18 protein-coding genes, 1 pseudogene and 1 riboswitch are annotated in these 22,970 nt (G+C 72.7%); of the genes and pseudogenes, 10 read left to right on the top strand and 9 right to left on the bottom strand.

From position 1 onward, the window contains the following. Nucleotides 1-27: 27 nt before the first annotated feature. On the bottom strand, nucleotides 28-1,194 hold the full coding sequence (locus J8N05_RS24620) for a cobalt-precorrin-5B (C(1))-methyltransferase (RefSeq protein ID WP_210886054.1): 1,167 nt from the start codon (nucleotides 1,192-1,194) through the stop codon (nucleotides 28-30). An 18-nt stretch (nucleotides 1,195-1,212) separates the two neighbouring features. Between J8N05_RS24620 and J8N05_RS24615 the strand changes: the two genes are divergently transcribed. Further along, entirely contained in the window at nucleotides 1,213-1,980 is a 768-nt protein-coding gene (locus J8N05_RS24615) for a cobalt-precorrin-6A reductase (protein ID WP_210886052.1), read from the top strand. An 85-nt stretch (nucleotides 1,981-2,065) separates the two neighbouring features. On the opposite strand, the gene J8N05_RS24610 is transcribed toward J8N05_RS24615, so the two are convergent. The 3 genes from J8N05_RS24610 to cobG all read right to left on the bottom strand — a co-directional run bounded on the left by J8N05_RS24610 (nucleotide 2,066) and on the right by cobG (nucleotide 5,621). Beyond that, nucleotides 2,066-3,580: a precorrin-2 C(20)-methyltransferase gene (locus tag J8N05_RS24610; protein ID WP_210886051.1), complete on the bottom strand. Its 1,515-nt coding sequence runs from the start codon at nucleotides 3,578-3,580 to the stop codon at nucleotides 2,066-2,068. Further along, complete coding sequence (locus tag J8N05_RS24605) at nucleotides 3,577-4,239, bottom strand: precorrin-8X methylmutase (protein WP_210886049.1); 663 nt, start codon at nucleotides 4,237-4,239, stop codon at nucleotides 3,577-3,579. Before J8N05_RS24605 ends, J8N05_RS24610 begins: the two co-directional genes overlap by 4 nt. A gap of 65 nt (nucleotides 4,240-4,304) precedes the next feature. Next, complete coding sequence (gene cobG, locus J8N05_RS24600) at nucleotides 4,305-5,621, bottom strand: precorrin-3B synthase (protein WP_210886048.1); 1,317 nt, start codon at nucleotides 5,619-5,621, stop codon at nucleotides 4,305-4,307. A 101-nt stretch (nucleotides 5,622-5,722) separates the two neighbouring features. Further along, nucleotides 5,723-5,797: riboswitch (cobalamin riboswitch) on the top strand. Nucleotides 5,798-5,889: 92 nt separating this feature from the next. On the opposite strand from cobG, the gene cobN reads away from it, so the two are divergent. Beyond that, the gene (gene cobN, locus J8N05_RS24595; protein ID WP_210886045.1) at nucleotides 5,890-9,483 is read left to right on the top strand and encodes a cobaltochelatase subunit CobN; all 3,594 of its coding nucleotides are present in this window, start codon (nucleotides 5,890-5,892) and stop codon (nucleotides 9,481-9,483) included. A 161-nt stretch (nucleotides 9,484-9,644) separates the two neighbouring features. After that, on the top strand, nucleotides 9,645-10,286 hold the full coding sequence (locus J8N05_RS24590; protein WP_210886042.1) for a superoxide dismutase: 642 nt from the start codon (nucleotides 9,645-9,647) through the stop codon (nucleotides 10,284-10,286). Nucleotides 10,287-10,319: 33 nt separating this feature from the next. On the opposite strand, the gene J8N05_RS24585 is transcribed toward J8N05_RS24590, so the two are convergent. Beyond that, nucleotides 10,320-10,772: a flavodoxin family protein gene (locus J8N05_RS24585; RefSeq protein ID WP_210886039.1), complete on the bottom strand. Its 453-nt coding sequence runs from the start codon at nucleotides 10,770-10,772 to the stop codon at nucleotides 10,320-10,322. 191 nt (nucleotides 10,773-10,963) lie between these two features. Continuing rightward, entirely contained in the window at nucleotides 10,964-11,239 is a 276-nt protein-coding gene (locus J8N05_RS24580) for a hypothetical protein (RefSeq protein ID WP_210886037.1), read from the bottom strand. 164 nt (nucleotides 11,240-11,403) lie between these two features. Between J8N05_RS24580 and J8N05_RS24575 the strand changes: the two genes are divergently transcribed. Then, nucleotides 11,404-11,733 (top strand): hypothetical protein, encoded by a 330-nt coding sequence (locus J8N05_RS24575; RefSeq protein WP_210886034.1) that lies wholly within the window; start codon nucleotides 11,404-11,406, stop codon nucleotides 11,731-11,733. Nucleotides 11,734-11,744: 11 nt separating this feature from the next. On the opposite strand, the gene meaB is transcribed toward J8N05_RS24575, so the two are convergent. The 3 genes from meaB to J8N05_RS24560 are packed head-to-tail and all read right to left on the bottom strand — an operon-like array spanning nucleotide 11,745 to nucleotide 16,722. Continuing rightward, the gene (gene meaB, locus J8N05_RS24570; protein ID WP_210886032.1) at nucleotides 11,745-12,743 is read right to left on the bottom strand and encodes a methylmalonyl Co-A mutase-associated GTPase MeaB; all 999 of its coding nucleotides are present in this window, start codon (nucleotides 12,741-12,743) and stop codon (nucleotides 11,745-11,747) included. Further along, on the bottom strand, nucleotides 12,740-14,914 hold the full coding sequence (scpA, locus tag J8N05_RS24565) for a methylmalonyl-CoA mutase (protein ID WP_210886030.1): 2,175 nt from the start codon (nucleotides 14,912-14,914) through the stop codon (nucleotides 12,740-12,742). Before scpA ends, meaB begins: the two co-directional genes overlap by 4 nt. Continuing rightward, complete coding sequence (locus J8N05_RS24560) at nucleotides 14,914-16,722, bottom strand: methylmalonyl-CoA mutase family protein (protein ID WP_210886029.1); 1,809 nt, start codon at nucleotides 16,720-16,722, stop codon at nucleotides 14,914-14,916. Before J8N05_RS24560 ends, scpA begins: the two co-directional genes overlap by 1 nt. 315 nt (nucleotides 16,723-17,037) lie before the next feature. On the opposite strand from J8N05_RS24560, the gene J8N05_RS24555 reads away from it, so the two are divergent. The 6 genes and pseudogenes from J8N05_RS24555 to J8N05_RS24530 form a co-directional block, all read left to right on the top strand. Next, nucleotides 17,038-17,334 (top strand): hypothetical protein, encoded by a 297-nt coding sequence (locus J8N05_RS24555; protein ID WP_210886027.1) that lies wholly within the window; start codon nucleotides 17,038-17,040, stop codon nucleotides 17,332-17,334. Further along, on the top strand, nucleotides 17,334-19,691 hold the full coding sequence (locus tag J8N05_RS24550; RefSeq protein WP_210886025.1) for a heavy metal translocating P-type ATPase: 2,358 nt from the start codon (nucleotides 17,334-17,336) through the stop codon (nucleotides 19,689-19,691). Before J8N05_RS24555 ends, J8N05_RS24550 begins: the two co-directional genes overlap by 1 nt. Continuing rightward, entirely contained in the window at nucleotides 19,688-20,197 is a 510-nt protein-coding gene (locus J8N05_RS24545) for a copper chaperone PCu(A)C (RefSeq protein WP_210886024.1), read from the top strand. Before J8N05_RS24550 ends, J8N05_RS24545 begins: the two co-directional genes overlap by 4 nt. Nucleotides 20,198-20,310: 113 nt before the next feature. Continuing rightward, a complete protein-coding gene (locus J8N05_RS24540; RefSeq protein ID WP_407699977.1) occupies nucleotides 20,311-20,823 on the top strand; it encodes a sigma-70 family RNA polymerase sigma factor in 513 nt (170 codons plus the stop codon). A 128-nt stretch (nucleotides 20,824-20,951) separates the two neighbouring features. Then, complete coding sequence (locus tag J8N05_RS24535; RefSeq protein WP_210886018.1) at nucleotides 20,952-21,704, top strand: aspartyl/asparaginyl beta-hydroxylase domain-containing protein; 753 nt, start codon at nucleotides 20,952-20,954, stop codon at nucleotides 21,702-21,704. Further along, nucleotides 21,701-22,909 (top strand): annotated as a pseudogene (locus J8N05_RS24530) (MFS transporter); the annotation flags it as partial. The gene J8N05_RS24535 and the pseudogene J8N05_RS24530, both read left to right, overlap by 4 nt. Nucleotides 22,910-22,970 lie beyond the last annotated feature (61 nt).

The following is a 22,970-nucleotide window of genomic DNA, read 5'->3' as shown; positions in this document are numbered from 1 at the left end:
TGAACACGCTCCGGCCATGTGCGGGGCTCACGCCACCGTGCTGCGCCCCACCACCGTGCCCGCCCGGTCGATACAGATCACGTCGACCGCGACCGGCGCCCCGCGCAGCACGGCCAGCGCCTCGTCACGGGCGGTCGTCGCCACCAGCTCGCCCAGCGGCACCCCGGCCGCCATGCACAGCTGGAGCGCGGCCAGTCCGGTGTTCGCCCCGGCCACCTCGGCGACCAGCGATTCGCCCGCCCCGCCGCGCCGGGCCAGTTCGGCGAGGAACCCCTTGTCGACCTGGGAGCGGGCGGAGTGCAGGTCCAGATGTCCCGCGGCCAGCTTGGACAGCTTGGCGAAGCCGCCGCAGATGGTCAGCCGGTCGACGGGATGCCGGCGGATGTACTTGAGCACCGCGCCCGCGAAGTCACCCATGTCGAGCAGCGCGTCCTCGGGGAGCCGGTACTCGGCGACGACCGTCTTCTCCGACGTCGACCCGGTGCACCCGGCGACATGCGTACGCCCCGCCGCGCGCGCCACGTCCACACCCCGCCGGATCGAGTCGATCCACGCCGAGCACGAGTACGGCACCACGATGCCGGTGGTGCCGAGGATGGACAGGCCGCCGAGGATGCCGAGCCGCGGGTTCCAGGTGGAGCGGGCGATCTCCTCGCCGTGGTCGACGGAGACGGTGATCTCGACATCGCCGGTGCCGCCGTGCCGGGCCGCGACCTCGGCGACGTGCTCGCCCATCATCCGGCGGGGGACCGGGTTGACGGCGGGCTCACCGACGGCCAGCGGCAGCCCGGGACGGGTGATCGTGCCCACGCCGGGGCCGGCCCGGAAGACCACCCCGGCACCCGCGGAAAGCCGCCGGACCGTGGCCCGTACCAGCGCGCCGTGCGTGACATCGGGATCGTCGCCCGCGTCCTTCACGATCCCGGCCATCGCGTACGTGTCCGTCAGCTCCTCGGCCGCGAGCGCGAAAGACGGCGTCTGCCCCCTGGGCAGCGTGATGGTCACCGGGTCGGGAAACTCCCCGGTCAGCAGCGCGGTGTACGCGGCCGTCGTGGCCGCGGTCGCACAGGCGCCGGTGGTCCAGCCGGGCCGCAGCCCGGTGTGCTTGAGTTGGGCGCCACGGCCGCCCTTCGCCTCACCGACACCGACGCTGGTGTCGGCACCGGCACTGGCACCCTGCTCTTCGCTGTTCATGAACGGACCCGGATCTCCATGCACGTACTGATACTCGGCGGAACGACCGAAGCCCGACAGCTGGCCGGGCTCCTGCACGGTACCCCCGGCCTGGAACTGACGAGTTCCCTGGCCGGGCGGGTCGCCAGCCCCCGGCTGCCGCCGGGCGAGGTCCGCGTCGGCGGTTTCGGCGGGGCCGAGGGGATGGCCGCGTGGCTGCGCGAGCACGCGGTGGACGTGCTCGTCGACGCCACCCACCCCTTCGCCGGAACGATCAGTTTCAACGCGGCGAGCGCGGCCGCCGCCGCCCGTGTTCCCCTGCTCGCGCTGCGCCGCCCCGGCTGGGCCCCGGTCGAGGGCGACGCCTGGTACGAGGCCGGCTCGCTGGAGGAGGCGGCGACGCTGCTGCCCGGACTCGGCCGACGGGTCTTCCTCACCACCGGCCGCATGGGCCTGGCCACGTTCGCGCACCTGGACGACCTGTGGTTCCTCGTCCGGTCCGTCGACGCGCCGGAGCCCCCGTATCCGCCCCGTATGGAGGTGTTGCTGGACCGCGGCCCCTTCACGCTCGCCGGGGAACGCGACCTGCTGCGCCACCACCGCATCGACGTCCTGGTGACCAAGGACAGCGGAGGCACGGCCACGGCCCCGAAACTGACGGCGGCACGAGAGGCGGGAGTCCCGGTGATCGTGGTCCGCCGCCCGCCGACCCCAGAGGGCGTCCAGGTGGTCACTGACCCCGAGTCGGCGGCCCACTGGGTCACACAGCACCCGAGGTGGGGCGCTCGCGTGGAGGGCGCCCCGTAAGGGGCGCGGGGAACTGCGCGCCCAGCCACGACGCACCCGCAGGCAACCCACCACACTGAGCAGGTTGCGCCGCAGGCAAGGCGGCTCACCCTTCCGGATACCGCCGAGGTGTCCAGACGACGTCCTCGCCACCCCCGCGCAACACAGCGCGAGTCTGCGAAGACCCGACCAACAGCACCGTACGCATGTCGACCTCGGCCGGGTCCAGGTCGACGAGCCGCACGATCCGTACCCGCTCACCCGCGCCGCCCACGTCCCGGGCGACCACGACAGGCGTGTCCGGGGCCCGGTGTTCGAGCAGCAGCTCACGCGCCTTGCCCACCTGCCAGGTACGGCTCTGCGAGCCGGGGTTGTACAGGGCCAGCACCAGATCCGCCGAGGCCGCCGCGCGCAGCCGTTCGGCGATGACCTCCCACGGCTTGAGCCGGTCGGAGAGGGAGATGGTGGCGTAGTCGTGGCCGAGGGGGGCGCCCGCGCGGGCGGCGGCGGCGTTGGCCGCGGTCACCCCCGGCAGCACCCGCACCGGGACGTCCGCGTACTCCTTCTGCGAGGCGGCCTCCAGCACGGCGGTCGCCATCGCGAAGACGCCCGGGTCACCGCCGGAGACGACGGCCACCCGCCGCCCCCGCTGGGCGAGTTGGAGCGCGAACTCGGCGCGTTCGGCCTCCACGCGGTTGTCCGAGCCGTGCCGGAGCTGCCCGGCCCGCTCCGGCACCCGGTCGAGGTAGGTGGTGTAGCCGACCAGGTCGTCGGCGGCGGCGAGGGCGCCCCGCGTCTCGGGGGTCAGCCACAGCGGTCCGGCGGGCCCGGTGCCGACCACGACGACCTCGCCCTGTTCCCGTACGGGCCGCTCGGCGTCGACCCGGCTGGGCAGTACGGCCACCGAGAAGTACGGCACCGACTCCGGTTCCACGTCGGCCAGTTCGGCGACGCGCTCCCCGGCCATGGTGGCCCGTTCGACGTACCGGGCCTCGTCCAGGCGCCCCGAACTCTCCAGCGCGCGCCGCACCTTGGGGAACGTACGGCCCAGTTTCATCACCACGGCCACGTCGGTCGCGGCGAGCCGCGCGGTCAGCTCCTCCTCGGGCAGGGTGCCCGGCAGGATGGTCAGCACCTCCTCGCCCTCGGCGAGCGGGGTGCCGAGCCGGGCCGCGGCTGCGGACACGGACGTGACACCGGGAACGACCTCGGTGTCGTAACGGTCGACGAGCCGCTTGTGCATGTGCATGTACGAGCCGTAGAAGAGCGGATCGCCCTCGGCGAGGACCGCCACCGTGCGCCCCGCGTCGAGATGCGCGGCGAGCCGGGCCGACGCCTCGGCGTAGAACTCGTCCATGGCGCCCTGGTAGCCGCCCGGGTGGTCGGTGGTCTCCACCGTGAGCGGATAGACCAGCCGCTCCTCGATGTGGTCCTCGCGTATGTGCTTCGCCGCGATCGAGCGGGCGATGGACCGCCCGTGCCGGGCACTGTGATAGGCGATCACGTCCGCCCCGGCGATGACCTCGACGGCCCGCACGGTCATCAGGGACGGGTCGCCCGGGCCGAGCCCGACCCCGTACAGCTTGCCGCTCTTGCCACTCTCGCCGTTCTCGCCGTTCACTCTTCCTCGCTCGCGATCGCGTTGAGAGCGGAGGCGGCCAGGGCGCTGCCTCCGCGACGGCCGCGTACGACCAGATGTTCCAGACCGGACGGGTGCGCGGCGAGGGCGTCCTTCGACTCGGCGGCGCCTATGAAGCCGACCGGGACGCCGATGACGGCGGCCGGACGGGGCGCGCCCTCCTCGATCATCTCCAGAAGACGGAAGAGGGCCGTGGGTGCATTGCCGATGGCGACCACGGAACCCTCAAGACGGTCGCGCCACAGTTCCAGCGCGGCGGCGCTGCGCGTGGTGCCCAGCTTCGCGGCCAGTTCGGGGACGGCCGGGTCGGAGAGCGTGCAGAGCACGTCGTTGTCGGCGGGCAGCCGCTTGCGGGTCACACCGCTGGCCACCATCTGCACGTCGCAGAGGATCGGCGCACCGGCGCGCAGGGCTTCACGGGCCCGGGACACCACGTCCGGGGTGAAGGCGAGGTCGCGTACGAGGTCGACCATTCCGCAGGCGTGGATCATCCGTACGGCGACCTGGCTGACGTCGGGGGGCAGCGCCGCGAGGTCCGCCTCCGCGCGGATCGTGGCGAAGGACTGGCGGTATATCGCCGCGCCGTCCTTCTCGTAGTCGTACGTGGTCACGGTGTTCTTCTCACTGCTCTCGGTCGTCATACGGCTCAGGTTCGGACTCGGGCTCGGGCTCGGGCTCGGATGCGGGCTCGGAATCGGGCTCAGGCTCATGTGATCTCCGCCAGGACGGCGGCGAGACGGGAAGGGTCGTCCAGACGGACCGTGTGCGCCTCGTCGTGTCCGGACGCGACGACGGACAGCCGGTAACCACCCTCCGGGGCGGCGACGACATCGATCCGCTCACCCCGCGGGTGCCCGCAGCGGCGCTCGCATCCGGACCAGTACAGGGGAAGGCCGCTTCGGCGGTGCACCGATCCGACCGAGCCGACCGCGTCGAGCGTGGCGGTCGCGTCCGCCCGTACGTCGGCCCGTGACTTGGCGCAGCCGGGCCGGCCGATGCACGCGCCGACGCGCAGCCAGGGGGAGTCCGGACCGGTGACGAGGCCGACGGCGTCGAGGCGGGCCAGCGCCCCGGTCCGCTGCGCCGCGGTGGTCCCCGGAGTGGGAAGAACCACACCGCGCCACGGGGTGAGCCGCAGCTCACCGATGGCGACCCGCGTCAGCTCCCGCCACTGAGGAGCAGAGAAGCGGCCCAGCGGAACGTGCACGGACAGCGCGTCCCCGACCGCTCCCGGGGGTGGGCCGTCCGCGCGGCCGGTCTCCCGTACCCGCCGCTCGTGGCCGATGCCCTCCGCCGCCAGACGGCGACCGACCATCGCGGTCAACTCGTCGTCCGCGAGAGCGAGTTCGGCCACCCGCCAGACGTGTGTCCCGCCCGTCCGCGCGGCCTCCAGGAACGCTTCGGCCGCCGCCAGCGCGGCCCGTGGCGCGTCCCCGGCGGATATGTACAGTGCCTCGCCCGCCGATCCCAGAGCGAGCTGCGCGCCGCCGTCCGCCGCGGCCCGTACCGTCACGTCGGCTTCGAGGTCGGCGAGGTCCCCGCGCCCGTCGTCCAGGGCGAACAGGAACCGTCCCGACAGCCCCTGCGCCGCCTCGCTGGCGCACAGCGCGGTGTCGAGGGCCGTCAGCCAGGGCCGTACGTCCAGGAACCCCCGGGCGTCGAGCCCCGACAGCGGGGAGGCGACGATGTTGCGCACCCGCTCGTGCCCGCGCGAGGGCAGCAGCCCGGCGGCGGTCAGCGACTCGGCCAGTGCGGCTCCGCACCCCTCCGCCAGCCCGCGCAGCTGTACGTTGCCGCGTGAGGTGAGATGCACGTCACCGTCGCCCAGGCGCTCTGCCGCGTCGGCGAGCACCTCGGCCTGGCGGACGGTCAGCACACCGCCGGGGATCCTGACCCGGGCCAGCGCCCCGTCGTCCGCCGCATGCAGCCGCAGGGTCCCCGGGCAGGCGTCACCGCGGTCCCGTGAGACCGCTGTGGCCTGGGACGATGGACGGAGGGCAGCCGAGGACATGGCGGCGAGCATACCTACGTTCCCGCAGGCTGTATGCCCCGCCCTTTTTCCCCGCCCCTTACTATTCCTTTCGGCGGATCATCCGATCCGCCACCGCCACCACGGCGACAGGGGAGGAAGCCGGTGCGAAGCCGGCGCGGTCCCGCCACTGTGAGCCCGGCCAGAGAATCCGGGTGAGCCAGGAACTCCCTTTCCCCAGCTCACGAGTTCGCGCGTGAGCACGGGGAGACCCAGTCCACCACCGCCCGGGGCGCGGACCCCGAGGAAGGCCCGACGCCACATGATCCTCCTGCTGTCGACGTCCGACACCGACCTGCTCAGCGCTCGCGCGGCCGACGGTCCCGTGCCCTACCGGTTCGCCAACCCGGCCCGCCTCGACATCGACGCCCTCCCCGCCCTCCTGGACGGCGCCGACCTCGTCGTCGTACGTCTCCTCGGCGGTCTGCGCGCCTGGGAGGACGGCCTCGACCTGCTGCTCGCCGACGGCCGCCCGGTCGTCGTCCTCACCGGCGAACAGGCCCCGGACGCCCAGCTGATGGCCGCCTCCACCGTGCCCATCGGCATCGCCGCCGAGGCCCACGCCTATCTCGCCCACGGTGGCCCGGACAACCTCGACCAGCTGGCCCGCTTCCTCTCCGACACGGTCCTGCTGACCGGCCACGACTTCGACCCGCCCGCTCCCGCCCCGACCTGGGGCCCGCTGGAGCGCACGGCCCGCGAGGTACCCGGCGCCCCGACCATCGCGGTGCTCTACTACCGGGCCCACCACATGAGTGGCAACACGGCGTTCATCGGCGCCCTGTGCGACGCCGTCGAGGACGCCGGTGGCCGCCCGCTGCCCCTGTACGTGGCCTCGCTGCGCGCCCCCGAGCCGGAGCTGATCGAGGAGCTGCGGGCGGCCGACGCGATCGTCACGACCGTCCTCGCGGCCGGCGGCACCAAGCCTGCCGAGGCCTCCGCGGGCGGCGACGACGAGTCCTGGGACGCGGGCGCGCTCACCGGCCTGGACATCCCGATCCTCCAGGCCCTGTGCCTGACCGGCTCGCGGACCGTCTGGGAGGAGAACGACGAGGGCGTCTCACCGCTGGACGCGGCGAGCCAGATCGCGGTCCCCGAGTTCGACGGCCGCCTGATCACTGTGCCGTTCTCCTTCAAGGAGATCGACGAGGACGGCCTCCCCGCGTACGTCGCCGACCCCGAGCGGGCCGCCCGGGTGGCCGGCATCGCCGTACGCCACGCCCGGCTCCGGCACATCCCGGCCGCCGAGAAGCGGCTCGCGCTGGTGCTGTCCGCGTACCCGACCAAGCACTCCCGGATCGGCAACGCCGTCGGCCTCGACACCCCCGCGAGCGCCGTCGCGATCCTGCGCCGGCTCATCGGCGAGGGCTACGACTTCGGGCCCGAGCAGGACATCCCCGGTCTGGTCTCCGGGGACGGCGACGAGCTGATCCGCGCACTGATCGAGGCGGGCGGACACGACCAGGACTGGCTCACCGAGGAGCAGCTGGCCCGCAACCCGGTCCGTATCCCCGCGGCCGACTACAAGCGCTGGTACGCGACCCTGCCCGAGGCGCTGCGCACCTCCGTCGAGGAGCACTGGGGCCCGGCGCCCGGTGAGATGTTCGTCGACCGCAGCAGCAACCCGGACGGCGACATCGTCCTCGCGGCGCTGCGCCGCGGGAACCTGCTGGTCCTCATCCAGCCGCCGCGCGGCTTCGGCGAGAACCCGATCGCGATCTACCACGACCCCGATCTGCCGCCCTCGCACCACTACCTCGCCGCCTACCGCTGGATCGCCGCCGCGCACACGGACGGCGGCTTCGGGGCCGACGCGATGATCCACCTCGGCAAGCACGGCAACCTGGAGTGGCTGCCCGGCAAGAACGCCGGCCTGTCCGCCGCGTGCGGTCCGGACGCCGCCCTCGGCGACCTGCCGCTCGTCTACCCGTTCCTGGTCAACGACCCGGGCGAGGGCACCCAGGCCAAGCGCCGCGTCCACGCCACGCTCGTCGACCACCTGGTCCCGCCGATGGCCCGCGCCGACTCCTACGGGGACATCGCGCGGCTGGAGCAACTGCTCGACGAGCACGCCCAGATCGCCGCCATGGACCCGGCGAAGCTGCCCGCGATCCGCGCCCAGATCTGGACCCTCATCCAGGCCGCGAAGCTCGACCACGACCTGGGACTTGAGGACCGCCCCGAGGACGACGGCTTCGACGACTTCCTGCTGCACGTCGACGGCTGGCTGTGCGAGATCAAGGACGCCCAGATCCGCGACGGCCTGCACGTCCTCGGCAATCCGCCGAAGGGTGCCGACCGCGTCAACCTCGTCCTCGCGATCCTCCGCGCCCGCCAGATCTGGGGCGGCAGCGCCGCTCTGCTCGGCCTGCGCGAGGCCCTCGGACTGGACGAGTCGGCCGCGACCCGCACCACCGCCGACGAGGCGGAGGACAAGGCCCGCGCGCTGGTCCAAGCGATGGACGACGCCGACTGGGACCCGGCCGCCGTCCCCACCGACCAGGGCGAACAGGTCGCCGCCATCCTGGAGTTCGCCGCCCGCGAGGTCGTCCCGCGCCTCGCCGGGACCACCGCCGAACTCGACCACACCGTGCACGCCCTGAACGGCGGCTTCGTGCCTGCCGGCCCCTCCGGATCGCCCCTGCGCGGTCTGGTCAACGTCCTGCCGACCGGCCGGAACTTCTACTCCGTCGACCCCAAGGCCGTCCCGTCCCGGCTCGCCTGGGAGACAGGACAGGCCCTCGCCGACTCCCTCCTGGAGCGCTACCGCACCGACAACGGCGACTGGCCCACCTCCGTCGGCCTCTCGCTGTGGGGCACCAGCGCGATGCGCACGGCCGGCGACGACGTGGCCGAAGCCCTCGCCCTGCTCGGCGTCCGCCCCGTCTGGGACGACGCCTCACGCCGGGTGACCGGCCTGGAGGCCGTCCCGCACGAGGAGTTGGGCCGCCCCCGTATCGATGTGACCCTGCGCATCTCGGGCTTCTTCCGGGACGCCTTCCCGCACACGATCGGCCTGCTCGACGACGCCGTACGCCTGGCCGCCTCGCTGGACGAGCCGGCCGAGGCCAATTACGTCCGCGCCCACACCCAGGCCGACCTGGCCGAGCACGGCGACGAACGGCGCGCCACCACCCGTATCTTCGGCTCCCGGCCCGGTACGTACGGCGCCGGACTGCTGCAGCTCATCGACTCCCGCGACTGGCGCACCGACGCCGACCTCGCCGAGGTCTACACGGTGTGGGGCGGCTACGCCTACGGCCGGGAACTCGACGGCCGTCCGGCCCGGGACGAGATGGAGACCGCGTACAAGCGCATCGCGGTCGCCGCCAAGAACACCGACACCCGTGAGCACGACATCGCGGACTCGGACGACTACTTCCAGTACCACGGCGGCATGGTCGCCACCGTCCGGGCGCTGCGCGGCACCGCCCCCGAGGCGTACATCGGCGACTCGACCCGCCCCGAGACGGTCCGCACCCGCACGCTCGTCGAGGAGACCTCCCGGGTCTTCCGCGCCCGGGTCGTCAACCCCAAGTGGATCGAGGCGATGCGCCGCCACGGCTACAAGGGCGCCTTCGAACTCGCCGCCACCGTCGACTACCTCTTCGGTTACGACGCCACCACGGGCGTGATCGCCGACTGGATGTACGACAAGCTCACCGAGACGTACGTCCTGGACCCGACCAACCGCGAGTTCCTGCAGCAGGCCAACCCCTGGGCCCTGCACGGCATCGCCGAGCGGCTGCTCGAAGCGGAGTCCCGCGGCATGTGGGAGAAGCCGGACCCGGCGGTGCTGGAGGCGCTGCGCCAGGTATACCTGGAGACGGAGGGGGACCTGGAGGGCGAGGAGTGAGCCCCGGAACCGGTGAGTACTGACTGAGGGCCGCAACACAGCGAGGGCCGGAGGGGTTTCCCCTCCGGCCCTCGCTGTGTCGATCGGCCGCGCCCCGAACCTTCTGCTGCTAGCGTGCAACTGCACATCAGTTGCAATAACAAGTCCGAAGGATGTTGGACATGGCTGTTTACACGCTCCCGGAGCTTCCGTACGACTACGCGGCGCTCGAACCGGTCATCAACCCGCAGATCGTCGAACTGCACCACGACAAGCACCACGCGGCGTACGTGAAAGGCGCGAACGACACCCTTGAACAGCTCGCGGAGGCCCGCGACAAGGAGTCGTGGGGCTCGATCAACGGCCTGGAGAAGAACCTCGCCTTCCACCTCTCCGGGCACATCCTGCACTCCATCTACTGGCACAACATGACCGGCGACGGTGGTGGCGAACCCCTCGCGGCGGACGGTGTGGGGGAGCTGGCGGACGCGATCACGGAGTCGTTCGGCTCCTTCGCCGCGTTCAAGGCCCAGCTCACCAAGGCGTCCGCGACCACGCAGGGTTCGGGCTGGGGCGTCCTCGCCTATGAGCCGCTCAGCGGACGTCTGATCGTCGAGCAGGTCTACGACCACCAGGGCAACGTCGGCCAGGGCTCGACGCCGATCCTGGTCTTCGACGCCTGGGAGCACGCCTTCTATCTCCAGTACAAGAACCAGAAGGTCGACTTCATCGACGCCATGTGGGCCGTCGTCAACTGGCAGGACGTGTCGAGGCGTTACGCCGCCGCCAAGGAGCGCGGCGACAGCCTGCTGCTCGCGCCATGACGCCGTAGCGGTCGGTCCATGAGGCCGTAGAGGTCAGTCCATGAGGCCGGCGGCGAGGGAGGCGCCCAGCTCCCGGCACGCCTCGACGCCGGCCTTGTCCGGCTCGCCCGTCACGGTCACGGCCTCGGCCGCGCGCCGCCAGCCCAGGCCCTTGACGACGGACTCGATGCCCCGGACCGCCCCGGTGACGTCGTTGCCCCCGTGCACGTAGTAGCCGAAGGGCCTGCCCTGCGTCGTGTCCAGGCAGGGGTAGTAGATCTGGTCGAAGAAATGCTTCAGAGCGCCGGACATGTAGCCCAGGTTCGCCGGTGTGCCGAGCAGATATCCGTCGGCGGCCAGCACGTCGGCCGCCGTCGCGGCCAGCGCCGCCCGCCGCACGACGCGTACGCCCTCGATCTCCGGGTCGTTCGCACCGGCGACGACGGCTTCGAACATCGCCTGGCAGTGGGGCGAGGGCGTGTGGTGCACGATCAGCAAGGTAGCCACCCTCCGAACCCTGCCGTGCGGACCCGCGCGGTCGCAAACGGAAGTGGTCGGGAACGGAAGTGGTCGGGCCGCCGCCGTCGCCGACCACGGCGGCGGCCGCGCCTTCACCCTGCCAGGAGGGCGCGGGCCAAGTCCCGCCGTGGCGGCCGGGCATTTCGTGGCAGTTCACGGACCATGAGGGCGGCGCCGGATCAGCCCAGGGCCACCAGTGTCAGCGCGGCCAGTACGGTGATCGCGGCCACCGGGAGCATCACGGGCCGCGTCCGCTCCAGCCACGCGCCCACACGCCCGGTGCGGGCTCCGGGGCGCCGCCGCACGGGTGCGCACTCCGCCCGGCCGGGTCCCGCGACGGAGCCGGGCCCCAGGAGGATGCTGCACCAGCGGCAGTCGCTCTCGTCGTCGGGCCAGGACGTGCCCGGTACCTGTGCGAAGAACGCCGAAGGCCCGTCCCCGTCCCATGTCGTCATGGCACGTTCAACGAGAGGTCCCGTGACCGGCTACGCCCGTGCGGCCCATCGTGATGCGCTCGTCACCGGCCCCGGGAGCGGCCGCCCGCCGGTGTGCCATCCTCCGTGCACGGCCGCCATGCCGACCGCGTACCGTGGTGACATCACGACCGGAGGTCACACACATGTCCGCGCTACCGCACGAGCCGAGCTCAGAGGCATCCTCGGACCCGTACGAGTTCGAGTTCGCCGAGGGACCGCAGACGCTCGCCGAGCTGCGCACCGCGCTCGCGGCGATCAGCCCCGAGCTGCTGACCGCCTTCGACGCCCGGCTCGACGCCGCGACCTTCGGCTGGGACCACGACGAGGTCATCGCCAAGGCCCGCAGGACCGTGGCGTTCAAGAAGCGGGCCGCCGAGGCGGCGGCCGAGGCAGCCGCCCAGGAGGAGGCGGCCGGGGCGCAGCAGGTCGACGACCCGTGGGCCCACCTCGACGTACGGGACAGCACACCGTGACCCGCTGACCGTCAGCCCGCGCCGCCGCTCGCCCCCGGGTCGTTGAACGCCCGCAGGATCCGCTCGGCGGCGAGCGTCGCCGTCAGCTCGCCGTCGCGCACCTGCTCCTCCAGAGCGGGCGCGAGAGCGCGTACGGCCGGATCGGCGTGCAGACGGCCCAGCAGCTCGTCGCGGACCATCGTCCAGGTCCAGTCGACCTGCTGGTCCCGGCGCTTGGCGGCGAGCCGGCCGGTCGAGTCGAGCAGCGTGCGGTGCTGTTCCAGGCGGTCCCAGACGGTGTCGAGACCGGCCGATTCGCGGGCGCTGCAGCTCAGGACGGGCGGTGTCCAGGCCGCGTCCTTGCCGTGCATCAGCCGCAGGGCGCCCGCCAGTTCCCGCGCGGCGGCCCTGGCGTCGCGTTCGTGCGGCCCGTCCGCCTTGTTGACGGCGATCACGTCCGCCAGTTCCAGGACGCCCTTCTTGATGCCCTGGAGCTGGTCGCCGGTGCGGGCCAGGGTCAGCAGCAGGAAGGAGTCGACCATGTTGGCGACCGCGGTCTCCGACTGGCCGACGCCGACCGTCTCCACCAGCACCACGTCGTGGCCCGCGGCCTCCATGACGACGATCGACTCGCGGGTCGCCTTCGCCACCCCGCCGAGGGTTCCGGCGGTGGGGGAGGGGCGGATGAAGGCCGCCGGGTCCACGGCCAGGCGCTCCATCCGGGTCTTGTCGCCCAGGATCGAGCCACCGGTACGGCTGGACGACGGGTCCACGGCCAGCACCGCCACCCGGTGACCCAGTCCCGTCAGCATCGTGCCGAACGCGTCGATGAACGTCGACTTGCCGACCCCCGGTACCCCGCTGACGCCGATCCGCCGGGCCCGCCCGCTGTACGGAAGCAGCTCGGTGAGCAACTCCTGTGCCAGCGCGCGGTGCCCGGGCCGGGTGGACTCGACGAGCGTGATGGCGCGCGCGATCAGCGCCCGCTTCCCGTCGAGTACGCCCTTGACGTAGGTGTCGAGTTCGATCACAGGTCGTGCCCGAGGCCGGTCGAGAGCCGCCGGACGAGGTCGTACGCCGCGTCCGGGATCACCGTGCCGGGCGGGAACACGGCCGCCGCGCCCATCTCAAGGAGCGTCGGCACGTCCTGCGGCGGGATCACCCCGCCGACGACGACCATGATGTCCTCGCGGCCCTCCGCCGCCAGCTCCTCCCGCAGCGCCGGGACGAGCGTGAGATGCCCGGCGGCCAGCGACGAGACGCCCACGATGTGCACGTCCGCCTCCACCGCCTGCCGGGCCACCTCGCCCGGGGTCTGGAACAGCGGGCCGACATCGACGTCGAAGCCGAGGTCCGCGAAGGCGGTCGCGATCACCTTCTGGCCGCGGTCGTGCCCGTCCTGGCCCATCTTGGCGACCAGGATGCGCGGGCGGCGGCCCTCGGCCTCCTCGAAGGAGTCCACGAGCGTACGGGTGCGGTCCACGGACGGGGACTCGCCTGCTTCGTTGCGGTACACACCGGCGATCGTACGGATCTGGCCCGCGTGCCGCCCGTACACCTTCTCCAGCGCGTCCGAGATCTCCCCGACGGTGGCCTTGGCGCGGGCCGCGTTCACCGCCAGCTCCAGCAGGTTGCCCTCACCGCCGGCCGCCCGGGTCAGCGCGTCGAGCGCGTCCCGGCACGCGCCCTCGTCGCGCTCGGCCCGCAGCCGCCGCAGCTTCTCGATCTGCTGGGCGCGCACGGAGGAGTTGTCGACCGTGAGGACGTCGATCTGCTCGTCGGTCTCCACGCGGTACTTGTTGACACCGATCACCGGCTGACGGCCCGAGTCGATCCGCGCCTGGGTGCGGGCCGCGGCCTCCTCGATGCGCAGCTTGGGGATGCCCGCGTCGATGGCCTTGGCCATCCCGCCCGCCGCCTCGACCTCCTCGATGTGCTGCCAGGCCCGCCGCGCGAGGTCGTACGTCAGCTTCTCGACGTACGCGCTGCCGCCCCACGGGTCGATGACCCGGGTCGTGCCCGACTCCTGCTGGATCAGCAGCTGCGTGTTGCGGGCGATGCGCGCCGAGAAGTCCGTGGGCAGGGCGAGCGCCTCGTCGAGGGCGTTGGTGTGCAGCGACTGGGTGTGGCCCTGCGTCGCCGCCATCGCCTCCACACACGTACGCGTCACGTTGTTGAACACGTCCTGCGCCGTCAGCGACCAGCCGGAGGTCTGCGAATGGGTGCGCAGGGAGAGGGACTTGGCGTTCTGCGGATCGAACTGCCGCACCAGCTTCGCCCACAGCAGGCGCGCCGCCCGCAGCTTGGCGACCTCCATGAAGAAGTTCATGCCGATCGCCCAGAAGAAGGACAGCCGCGGCGCGAACGCGTCCACGTCCAGGCCCACTTCACGGCCCGCCCGGATGTACTCGACACCGTCGGCGAGGGTGTACGCCAGCTCCAGGTCGGCCGTCGCCCCGGCTTCCTGGATGTGATAGCCGGAGATGGAGATGGAGTTGTAGCGAGGCATCCGCTGCGAGGTGTACGCGAAGATGTCGGAGATGATCCGCATCGACGGCTTCGGCGGATAGATGTAGGTGTTGCGGACCATGAACTCCTTGAGGATGTCGTTCTGGATGGTCCCGGCCAGCTTCTCCGGCGGTACGCCCTGCTCCTCCGCCGCCACGATGTACAGCGCGAGCACCGGCAGCACGGCGCCGTTCATCGTCATCGACACGGACATCCTGTCGAGCGGGATGCCGTCGAACAGCTGGCGCATGTCGAGGATGGAGTCGATGGCCACGCCCGCCATGCCGACGTCACCCGTCACCCGCGGGTGGTCGCTGTCGTAGCCGCGGTGGGTCGGCAGGTCGAAGGCGACCGACAGACCCTTCTGACCGGCGGCCAGATTGCGGCGGTAGAACGCGTTGGACTCCTCGGCCGTGGAGAACCCCGCGTACTGACGGATCGTCCAGGGCTGGTTGACGTACATCGTGGGGTACGGGCCGCGCAGGTACGGGGCGACGCCCGGGTAGGTCTCCAGGAAGTCGAGACCCTCCAGGTCGTGCCCGGTGTACAGCGGCTTGACCGCGATGCCCTCCGGGGTCTCCCAGAAGGCCTCGTCGTCACCGGTCGCGTGCTTGACGGCCGTGCGCCAGTCGTCGGGGCCGCCCGCGGCGGCCGGGGTCCCCAGCCGGATCCCGGAGAAGTCGGGGATTCCCATCAGGACACTCCCATGCGGTCGAGGGTGGCGCAGAGCACGGCGACGGCGTCGCAGCCCGCGAAGACGTACGCGTCGACATCCGTGTACTGCCCGGGACGGCCGGCGAGGAACACGTGCCCGGCACCCGCCGCCTTGAGGGCCCGGGCGGTGCTCGCGGCCTGCTCCTCGTACAGCGCGTCGCTGGAGCACAGACACGCCTCGGTGGTCCCGCTGTCCTCGAAGGCGCCCTCCGTGACGGGCTCGATGCCGCCGGCCCGGAAGAGGTTCGAGACGAACGAGGTCCGTGCGGTGTGCGCGGCGGCCGGGCCGATGGAGGCCAGGTAGACGCGCGGCCGGGCGCCGGTGGCGGCGAGATGCGCGTCGGAACGGGCCCGCAGCACCTCGAACGCCTCGTCGCGGCGCACCTTCGGGAGCCCGCCGGACGGCGGCTCGGGGGCGGGCGCGCGCTCCGGCACACGCTCGGAGAGGTTCGGGAACTCGCTGACCCCGGTGATGGGTTCGCGCCGCTTGGCGAGCTTCGCGCTGCGCGCCTCCCAGGTCTTCGCCAGATCCTCGCCGAGACGGCCCGAGCGCAGCGCGGTCGCCTGACCGCCGAGACCCTCGATCCGCTGGAAGAACTCCCAGCCCGCGTGGGCGAGTTCGTCGGTGAGCCGCTCCACGTACCAGGAGCCGCCCGCCGGGTCGATCACCCGGGCCAGATGCGACTCCTCGACCAGGATCGTCGAGGTGTTGCGGGCGATACGGCGGGCGAAGGCGTCCGGCAGTCCGAGCGCGTGGTCGAAGGGCAGCACGGTGACGGCGTCGGCGCCGCCCACCCCGGCGGCCAGCGTGGCGATGGTCGTACGCAGCATGTTCACCCACGGATCGCGGCGCGACATCATCACCGGCGAGGTCACGGCGTGCTGCGTCTGCGCCCCCGCGTGCGGTGCCCCGCACACCTCGGCGACCCGCGCCCACAGCCGGCGCGCGGCGCGCAGCTTGGCGATGGTGAGGAACTGGTCGGCGGTGGCCGCGTACCGGAACTCCAGCTGCCCGCAGCCCTGTTCGGTGGACAGGCCCGCCCCGGTCAGCTCCCGCAGGTAGGCGACCCCGGTCGCCAGGGAGGCGCCCAGTTCCTGCGCGGCCGAGCCGCCCGCCTCGTGGTACGGCAGCGCGTCCACGGTCAGCGCCCGCAGCCCCGGGTACCCCTCGGCGCACTCCCGTGCGAGAGCGGCGGCCGGGGCGAGGTCCAACGCCTCGCCGCTGCGCGCCTCGTGGCCCAGCGGGTCCGCGCCGAGGCTGCCGCGCACCGCGTCCTCGGCGACGCCCCGCTCCGCGTACAGCCGCAGCAGTTCCCGCGCGGCCGGCTCGGTGTCGCGTCCCGCGTCGAGGACGACGGGCGCCAGGTCGAGGAGCACGCCCTCAAGGGCCTGGGCCAGCGACGACACGGGGAAACCGCCCACGCCGAGGACCAGCCAGAGCGAACTGACGCCGTTCTCCAGGTCCGCGAGGACCGCGGCGTTGTCGGCGGTCGTGTGCCGCTGACGTACGCCCCAGCCGCCGACGGTGTTCCCGTCGGGCCTGCCCCCTCGCACATAGGGCGCGAAGCCGGGGAAACCGGGGTCGGGGGCCTCGTCGTGCGCCGTGTAGAGAGGCCGGGTGGCGAGCCCGTCCTCCAGCGCGGTGGACAGGGCTGCCTCCGCCGTCTCGTCCGAGACCTCCTTGCCCGACTTGTTCAGTACGCCCGCCACGAGGCGTCGCCACTGTTCACGTGTCGCGGAAGGAAACCCGGCGGCCAGCGAGAGCCCGTCGTTGGGCAGGACCGTCATGCTCGGATGCTAGGGCAGATTGCTTGAGTCACAGCAGAGGCGAGGGCTGTGACCTTGCCCTCGCGCTCTCAGTGACCCTCGCCTCACCGGTCACGCACACCAGGACGGGGACCGTGTGGCACGGCTGCGGCGGCACCGGCGTGTCCGCGCACGTCGGGCGGCCCTCCCCTTCCGAAGCCACGCCCGGAACGGCCGCCACTCGTGTGACGCGGGCCACAGGAGCACCGAGGAACCCCGCCCGCGGCCGGGCCGACTACTGGGGCGGTTCGGCGCGATCCCGGCGACGCCGTACGACGTGACCTGGAGACGCGGTTGATGGACGAGCCCCGGCAATCCCCCGCAACCGGTGCGGCACCGTTCCTGCGGAGAACGGCACCCCCGCCCGCCCTCTGCGGCTTCCTCCTGCTGCTGGCACTCCTCTTCACGGCCTCCTACGCCGCCGGAGCGTCCGCCGGACCCGTCGCACCCGGAATGCACGGCTCGGCCGGTACGAGCGGCACCGGTACGGACCCCGGCACCGGTTCCGGCTCCGGAGGGGCCGACGACATGGGGGACGGCGGAGGCGGCGGGGACATGGGCGGTATGGGTGACACGCACGAGGAAGGCCGCTGATGGGCGCGGAACCGATGACCACCCTGGTCACCACCGATCTGACCGTCGGCGGGATGACCTGCGCGGCCTGCGTGAACCGGGTGGAGAAGAGACTGGGCAGGCTGGAGGGGGTCACGGCGACCGTCAATCTGGCCACCGGCACGGCCCGCGTGACCCACCCGGCGGGCATCGGCCCCGGTGAACTCGTCGCGACCGTGGAGAAGGCCGGATACACCGCGGCCCTGCCCGAACCGCCCCGGAGCGAGCAGCCGGGAACCACGGACGACGACGGCTCCGAGGACACGAGGTCCGCGCGCGACCGGCTGATCGTCACGGCCCTGCTCGCCCTGCCCGTGCTCGTCCTGTCGATGGTGCCCGCCCTGCAGTTCCGCAACTGGCAGTGGCTGTGCTTCGCCCTCACCGCGCCCGTCGCCGTGTGGGGCTCCTGGTCCTTCCACACCCGCGCGGTACGCGGTCTGCGGCACTCCGCGGCGACCATGGACACCCTGGTGTCGCTGGGCGTACTGGCCTCCTTCTCCTGGTCGGCGTACGCGCTCTTCCTCGGCGGAGCCGGTGATCCCGGGATGCGCATGCCGTTCTCGCTCGTGCCCTCCGCCCCGGACGGCGTCCCGCACATCTACCTCGAAGCGGCGGTCGGCGTACCGCTGTTCGTCCTGGCGGGCCGCTTCCTGGAGGCGAGGGCCCGGCGCGGGACCGGAGCGGCGCTCAGATCGCTGGCGGGGCTCGCCGCCAAGGAGGTGGCGGTCGTCGTCGACGGCACCGAACGGCTCGTCCCCATCGCGGAGTTGCGGGCCGGTCAGGTCTTCGTGGTGCGGCCGGGGGAGCGGGTCGCCACCGACGGCAGGGTGACGGAGGGCAGTTCCGCCGTGGATCTGTCCCTGGTCACCGGCGAGGCCGAACCGATCGAGGTCGGGCCCGGTTCGGCCGTGGTCGGCGGGGCCGTCAACTCCGGCGGGCTGCTCCGCGTACGGGCCACGGCGGTCGGCGCTGACACGCAGCTCGCCCGTATCACCCGGCTGGTCACCGAGGCGCAGACCGGCAAGGCGCGCGCCCAGCGGCTCGCCGACACGGTGGCCGGTGTGTTCGTGCCCGTCGTGCTGGCGCTGGCCGTGACCACCCTGGGCTTCTGGCTGGGCGCCGGTGCCGACGTCCAGGCTGCCGTCACCGCGTGCGTGGCCGTCCTGGTCGTGGCCTGCCCCTGCGCGCTGGGCCTCGCGACCCCGACCGCGCTGATGGCCGCGACCGGGCGGGGCGCCCAGCTCGGCGTCCTGGTCACCGGCCCGCAGGCCCTGGAGGGGCTGCGGCACGTGGACGTCGTCGTCCTGGACAAGACCGGCACCCTCACCTCCGGCCACATGAGCGTCACCGCGGTCACCGCCGTACCGGACGGACTCGGCAGGGACGCGGTGCTGCGCCTGGCGGGGGCCGTGGAGCAGGCCTCGGAACACCCGCTCGGCCGGGCCGTCACCGCGTACGCGCGGCGGGAGTCGACCGCCGGTCGGAAGCCGCCGGGAAGCGCGGGAGTTCCGGAAGCGCCGGAAGCGCCGGGGGCATCCGGAGTTCCTGGGGTGAGCGAGTTCCGTGCGATGCCGGGGCGGGGAGTGCGCGGCCGGGTCGAGGGGCGGCTCGTCGAAGTGCTCGCCCCGGACGACGAGTTGCCCCCCGCGCTCGCGGACGCCCTGTCGGCGGCCGAAGCAGCCGCGCACACGCCCGTGCTGGTCCGGGTCGACGGCACGGTCGAAGCCCTGATCGCGATCGGCGACGTCGTACGGCCCGGCAGCTACCGGGCCGTCGAGCGACTGCGCCACCTGGGAGTGCGCCCCGTGCTCGCCACCGGCGACCGGGAGGCGCCCGCCAGGGCCGTCGCGTCCGCCCTGCGGATCGACGAGGTGCACGCCCGCCACACCCCCGAGGACAAGGCCGACCTCGTACGGAACCTTCAGGGGCAGGGGCAGGGGCAGGGGCAGGGGCAGGGGCAGGGGCAGGGGTACCGGGTCGCGGTCGTCGGCGACGGGGTCAACGACGCCGCCGCGCTGGCCGGTGCCGACCTGGGCATCGCCATGGGCGGCGGCACCGACGTGGCCATCGGGGCCGCCGACGTGACGCTCGTGCGCGGCGGCATCGAAGCCCTCGCGGACGCGGTCCTGCTCGCCCGCCGCACGCTGGGCACCATCCGCGCCAACCTCGTGTGGGCCTTCGGCTACAACGCCGTCACCGTGCCGCTCGCCATGGTCGGCCTGCTCAATCCGATGCTCGCCGCGGCGGCCATGTCGGCCAGCTCGGTGCTGGTCGTCGCCAACAGCCTGCGCCTGCGCGCCTGGCAGCCCTCACCCGCCGCCAGGAGGCGTGTCCGATGACCGACCAGGCCCTCTGGCGGCCGACGCGCCGCCGACTCGGCGACACCCTGCTCGCCGCGCTCGCGCCCGTCGCCGCGTCCGTCCTCGCCCTCGGCGGTCTGAGCATGTGGACCGTCCTCGGCAACGCGGGCAGCCCGGCCCGGATCGCGGTCACCGGCGGACGCCTGTTCCTGCCCACCGGCGACACCCCGGAGACGGCGGCCTTCTTCCGCATCACCAACACGGGAGGCTCGGCGGACCGGCTGCTCAAGGTGACGGCCACCGGGGCCGGCGCCACCACCCTCAGCCGCCATCGCATGACCGGCGCCCGCTCGGCCTCCGCCCGGACGGTGACCTCGGTCCCGGTACCGGCCGGCGCCGGCATCTCCATGTCCCCGAACAGCCTCGACGTGATCGTGCCGGTGGACGCGGACTGGCGGATCGGCGACCTCGTGACGTTCACCCTGCACTTCGAGCGCAGCGGGGCCGTACGGAGTGACGCGGTCGTGGACCGGCCGGGCCGGTGACGGCGGAACCCGGCGCAGCTGAACCTGACACGTCGGAACCAGACCCGACGGAACTCGGCACGTCGGAACTCGGCACGTCGCAGTCGCGTGACGAGGCGGCCACCGCCTGGGCGTTGGCCGCCCGGGGCGGCGACCCCCATGCCGTCGACCGGTTCGTGCGCGCCCTGCGTCCCGACGTCGTCCGCTACCTCACCCACGTCGGCGCCGACCACCAGGCCGCCGACGATCTGGCGCAGGACACGTTCCTGCGGGCGCTGGGCAGCCTGCACCGGTTCGAGGGGCGTTCGTCGGCGCGCACCTGGCTGCTGTCCATCGCCCGCCGAACGGTCGTCGACAGTGTGCGGTACGCCGCCGCACGGCCGCGGTTGGCCGACACGGACGACTGGACGGCCTGCGCCGACCTGACACGGCCCAGCGGACTGCCCGGCTTCGAGGAAGGCGTGGCGCTGCTCGACCTGCTGGACACGCTGGCGCCCGAGCGCCGCCAGGCGTTCGTCCTCACCCAACTGGCCGGGCTGGCCTACGAGGAGGCCGCCGAATTCAGCGGCTGCGCCGTCGGGACGATCCGGTCACGGGTGGCCCGGGCCCGCGCGACCCTCGTCGAACTCCTCGCCCGGACAGAATGAGAAATCCCGCGAATTCCCGGGAACTCCCGCGCACCGATGGCCGACTACTGAGGTGAAAGCGCAGACCCGGAACGCCGACCGTCGCGCGAGGTCGTCGGCGGCACGGGACGCGGGACATGGAGAACCGTGTGACACCAGAAATAGACGACGCCTTCGCCGCGATCAGAGCCGAGTACGGAAAGGATTCGATCGACCGGGTCGAGCAGATGCTGGCGGCGGGCAGGGGCGAAAGGCATCCACTGCAGAAGACGGCCAAGTGGGTCATGCCGGGAATCTCTCCCACCCCCTGGCACGATCCCCACGCCCATACGGAACTGGCCCCCTTCGTAAGCGAATTGGAGGCCAATCATCGGGCCATCAGGAAGGAGATCGGTTCCGCATGGACCGCCCGCCGCGAGGCGTTCTCGGACTACGAGCACTATCTGACACGCCAGCGGAACTGGCAGGCGCTCCATCTCTTCCGCGACGGCGGCCTCGTCGAGGAATCGGCGGGTATCGCTCCCACCGCGTACCGAGTGCTGAAGGACTCCGCCGTGGACACGGGAATCCTGTGCCCTCTCCTGGAATGCCATTTCTCCACGCTGTTGCCCGGCGCCGTCATCGCACCCCATTGCGACCTGTGGAACTTCAGCATCAATCTGCACCTCGCCGTGGACATTCCAGACGGGTGCAGCATCACGGTCGCGGGAGAAACGCGCTCGTGGGAGGAGGGGAAATGTCTGCTCTTCGACTACTCGTTCGAGCACGAGGCGCGCAACGAAGGCACCGCACCGCGGACCTGTCTGCTCATCGACCTCTGGCATCCGGAGACCACCGTGCCGGAGCGCCGGGCACTGGAGGCGCTCGTGACCGAGGTGCGCCGGCTCGTTCGGGGCGGGTGACGCGCAATCCGCTCGGGCTTCCGCTGGCCGTGCTGGCGCTCGGGCAGCTCGTCATCTCGCTCGACTACAACATCGTGTACGTCGCCCTGCCCGACATCGGCGCCGGGCTGGGCTTCTCCGACCACGACCTGCAGTGGGTGGTGAGCGCCTACGTCGTGGCCACGGGAGGTTTCCTCCTGCTGGGCGGCCGGGCCGCGGACCTCCTCGGCCGACGCCGTATGTTCGTCGTCGCGGCGCTGCTCTACGCGGGCTCGTCCCTGGTGGGCGGCCTGTCGCAGTCACCCGGCGTCCTGGTCGCCGTCCGGGCGGTCCAGGGCATCGGCGGTTCCCTGCTGTTCCCGGCGACGCTGTCCCTGATCGGCACCCTGTACGCGGAGGGGCGCGAGCGGAACCGTGCCCTGGCGGTCTGGGGCGCCGCGGGAGCCGGCGGGCTGTGCTTCGGATCCCTGCTCGGCGGGGTGCTGGTGGAGGCGTTCGGCTGGCCGTCGGTGTTCTTCGTCAACGTGCCCGTGGCGGGAGCGCTCGCGGTGGCCGGACGGCTGCTCTTCCCCGCCGACGGACCGCGGGACCGCTCGCGCAACTTCGACGCGGCGGGTGCGCTGACCGCTACGGGCGGTATCACCCTCCTGGTGTTCGTGCTGGTGCGGGCACCCGCCGAGGGCTGGGGGACGCCCACGGTCCTCGTGAGCGCCGTGCTCTCCCTCGGACTGCTGACGCTCTTCGCCGTGGTGGAGCGCAGGTCCCGTGATCCGCTCCTGCCCGCACGGCTGCTCGGCCACCGCGGTCTGCTCACCGCCATGGGCATCGCCGCCCTGTTCGGTGCCACCTTCAGTTCGGTCCCGTACTTCCTGACCCTCTACTTCCGCACCGTCCAGGGATACGGCGCCGCCGCCACCGGGCTCGCGTTCCTCGTCCCCGCCCTCGTGGTCGCCGTCGGTACGCAGGCCGGTGAGCGGGCCGTGTCCGTCGTCGGCGTCCGCCGCATGCTGGTGGGCGGGACGGCGCTGGGCGCGGCCGGAGCCGTGGCACTGGCTCCGGCGCTGACCTCCGACGGCTCGTACGCCGCGCTGCTGCCAGGGATCGTCCTGCTGGGCCTCGGCCAAGGAGCGGCCTGGACGGGCATGTGGATCGCCGCGTCCGCCGGGGTCGCCCCCGATGACCAGGGCGTCGCCTCCGGAATGGCGTCGACCGCCCTGCAGGTCGGCGGCGCCGTGGGCCTCGCCGTACTGGTCGCGACGGCCGGCGGCATCGGGCAGAACGCCTCCG

Source organism: Streptomyces liliiviolaceus (assembly GCF_018070025.1).
GTDB classification, from domain to species: Bacteria; Actinomycetota; Actinomycetes; order Streptomycetales; family Streptomycetaceae; genus Streptomyces; species Streptomyces liliiviolaceus.
Note: the sequence above shows the minus strand (reverse complement) of the source record. Positions and strands in the feature narration are given on the sequence as shown.